Annotated in this window: 3 protein-coding genes; 2 read left to right on the plus strand and 1 reads right to left on the minus strand. The window is 29.1% G+C overall.

Annotated features, from left to right (window positions below; all coding sequences use genetic code 11):
* Both AC5LAX_RS08555 and galU read left to right on the plus strand, forming a co-directional pair.
* The coding region (locus AC5LAX_RS08555; RefSeq protein ID WP_493263820.1) for an Rpn family recombination-promoting nuclease/putative transposase at nt 1-900 on the plus strand (900 nt) is incomplete at its 5' end.
* A gap of 164 nt (nt 901-1064) precedes the next feature.
* Complete coding sequence (gene galU, locus AC5LAX_RS08560) at nt 1065-1940, plus strand: UTP--glucose-1-phosphate uridylyltransferase GalU (RefSeq protein WP_204922461.1); 876 nt, start codon at nt 1065-1067, stop codon at nt 1938-1940.
* 79 nt (nt 1941-2019) lie between these two features.
* On the opposite strand, the gene AC5LAX_RS08565 is transcribed toward galU, so the two are convergent.
* Nucleotides 2020-2673 (minus strand): hypothetical protein, encoded by a 654-nt coding sequence (locus AC5LAX_RS08565; RefSeq protein ID WP_278849813.1) that lies wholly within the window; start codon nt 2671-2673, stop codon nt 2020-2022.
* Between the last annotated feature and the right edge of the window lie 238 nt (nt 2674-2911).

Raw genomic sequence — 2911 nt, forward strand, 5'->3', positions numbered from 1 at the left:
AATTTTAATAGATTAAATGATTTATATTTTAAAAAGCTTTTGGGGGATAAAAAAAGAAAGAATTTAACACTTAGCTTTTTAAATGGGATTTTAAATAAAGATGATGAAAATTGTTTTACAGATATAACTTTTTTAGATAAGGATAATGAACCATTAACATTAGATGGTAAATTGTCTAAATTAGATATTAGAGCGGATTTGAATGATGGTACACAAGTAGATATTGAGGTACAAGTTTGTTCGTTTAAATTAATGGCTGAACGTTCATTATACTATTGGTCAAAGATGTATTCAGAGCAATTAGAAAAAGGTGCTGAATATAAGAAGTTAAAAAAGGCTATAGCTATAAATCTATTGGCATTTGATTATTTAGAAGATGAGCGAGACTGGCATAATATCTATAATCTATTAAATGTAAAATCTCATAATAAGCTCACAGCTCATATAGAGATACATTTTCTAGAATTGCCAAAATTTACCTTAAGAGATATGAGAAAAATAAGAACATCTGAAGCATGGATTGCTTATTTTTCAGGAAAATATAGTAAAGAAGAATTGGAGGAAATAGCAATGACAACTCCAGCAATTAAAGAAGCAGTAGAATTTGAAGATACATTTTTACAGGATAAAATAGAACGTAGAGCATATGAACAAAGAGAAAAAGCAATAAGAGATTATTATTCATATATGAGTGCATTTAAAGAAGAAGGATTAGAGCAGGGTTTACAAGAAGGACTACAACGAGGTTTGCAAGAAGGTTTACAGCAAGGCTTATATCAGCAAGCTATACAAACTGCTAAAAATATGCTAAAAGACAAAGTAGATATAAAGCTTATTTCTAAATATACTAGTTTAAGTATAAATGAAATAGAAGAATTGAAAGCTAAATTAGATATGTAGACAAAATTGTATATAGATATGTTGATTAAGAAAGATTTTCTTCATGATAGATAGAATAAATAATTTTATGAAGGTAATCTTTTTATGTTATAATAAATTTTGAGTTGTATAAAATTATTATAATTTTAAAGTATTTATGAGTAGATTATAGGGAGAGGATTGTTATGAAACGTATTCGCAAGGCAGTTATACCTGCTGCTGGTTTTGGTACTCGTTTTTTGCCAGCGACAAAAGCAACACCTAAAGAGATGTTACCGATTGTAGATAAGCCTACAATTCAGTACATAGTAGAAGAAGCTGTAGCTAGTGGTATTGAAGATATTTTGATTATCAGTGGTCATGCTAAACGTGCTATTGAAGACCATTTTGATAGTGCACCTACTTTAGAAGCTGAGTTAAAAGCTAAAGGTAAAACCGAATTATTAAAATTGGTACAAGAAACATCAGAAATCAATGTACATTATATCCGTCAAAAACATATGCGTGGTTTAGGTGATGCCATTTTATGTGCTAGAGCATTCATTGATAATGAACCATTTGCTGTATTATTGGGCGATGATATAGTGTATAATCCTGAAATGCCAGCTTTAAAACAATTGATGGATATGTATAATCAAACTGGTGCTACAATCTTAGGCTGTCAACAAGTGCCAAAAGAAAAAGTTTCTTCTTATGGTATTGTAGCAGGCGTACCTACAATCAATGAACAATTGATGAAGGTCAATGATATGATTGAAAAACCAAGTATTGAAGAAGCTCCAAGTCAGATGGCAGTGCTTGGTAGATATATCATCACTCCAGATGTATTTGAAGTATTACAAAATACTAAGCCTGGCAAAGGTGGAGAAATACAGTTAACAGATGCACTCAAAGTCATGGCAAAACGTGAAAATGTTTATGCTTATAATTTCACTGGCAAACGCTATGATGTAGGCGATAAATTAGGCTTTTTGAAAGCTACAGTAGAATTTGCTCTCCGTCGTGATGATTTATCTGGTGACTTTGCGGAATATCTCAAAACAATTGTAAAAGATTTATAATAAGAATTATAATAATTATAATAAAAAAGGTGATACTTTTAGTATCACCTTTTGTTTTATCTATATATTGTATTTGGGGTTAATTTTCAGGGATAGTTAAATTGTCTTTAATTTGCGATACTTCGCTGTTGATATCTAACATCACAGGACCTTCAATAGCATAGACGCGATTTAAATTATTTACAATATCTTTATGCTCAATTTGATTGTAAGTTCCTTCATTGATGATTACAATACTTTGACGAACAGTTTCATTTAATTTATAACTATAAACACGAGTTTTTTCCAAAATATTATAAACTAATGTATAATTATTTTGTGATAATTCACTTGGCGGTAAAGCATCTTGCAGTGAATTATTAAAAGCTTTTGTTTCATCGTATAATCTTTGCAATTGACTTAAAGCTTCAGTTGCAGATATGGATTGATTTTCATAATTAGAAATGATTTTGTGATAAACTGTAGCAAATCTATCTAGCTGATTGATATCTTCTTTATAATCATTGTACCATGTTATAAAATAAGGTTGTTCGTTTAAAATAGCCAAACGTTGCTCAGTGGAGATAGAATTTGAAGAAGATGGTATTACTAAAGAACTATAGACAGCTACCAAACAAAGTAAAATAATGCCACAAGGAATAATAAATATTCTCTTTGTAGGGTATTTTCTATCAGCTAAATAACTAGCAATAATGATAACAATCATAACAGCAATAGCTAGTAAAATATTCATAAAAATTTTTTCCTCCTTATAGTAATGTTCATTTTTCTTTTATTAAAAGAAAAATAAATCAAAAAGAAAATATTTTGAGATATTGATTTTATTTTTATTAGTAATATAAAGGTGATTATAAAATTTTATCTATGGTGTTGTTTGTTTACTACAAAAGAGATGAACATATATATAGATGCTATTTAGATTTACTTTTCTTTCATGAGCAAGAAAAGTAACAAAAGAACTCTACCTCCCG

Source organism: Megamonas sp. (assembly GCF_986095205.1).

What these genes read in the sequence shown, in the direction of transcription:
- AC5LAX_RS08565 (WP_278849813.1), bottom strand. Translation starts at nt 2,673, where the DNA reads ATGAATATTTTACTAGCTATTGCTGTTATGATTGTTATCATTATTGCT.
- galU (WP_204922461.1), top strand. Translation starts at nt 1,065, where the DNA reads ATGAAACGTATTCGCAAGGCAGTTATACCTGCTGCTGGTTTTGGTACT.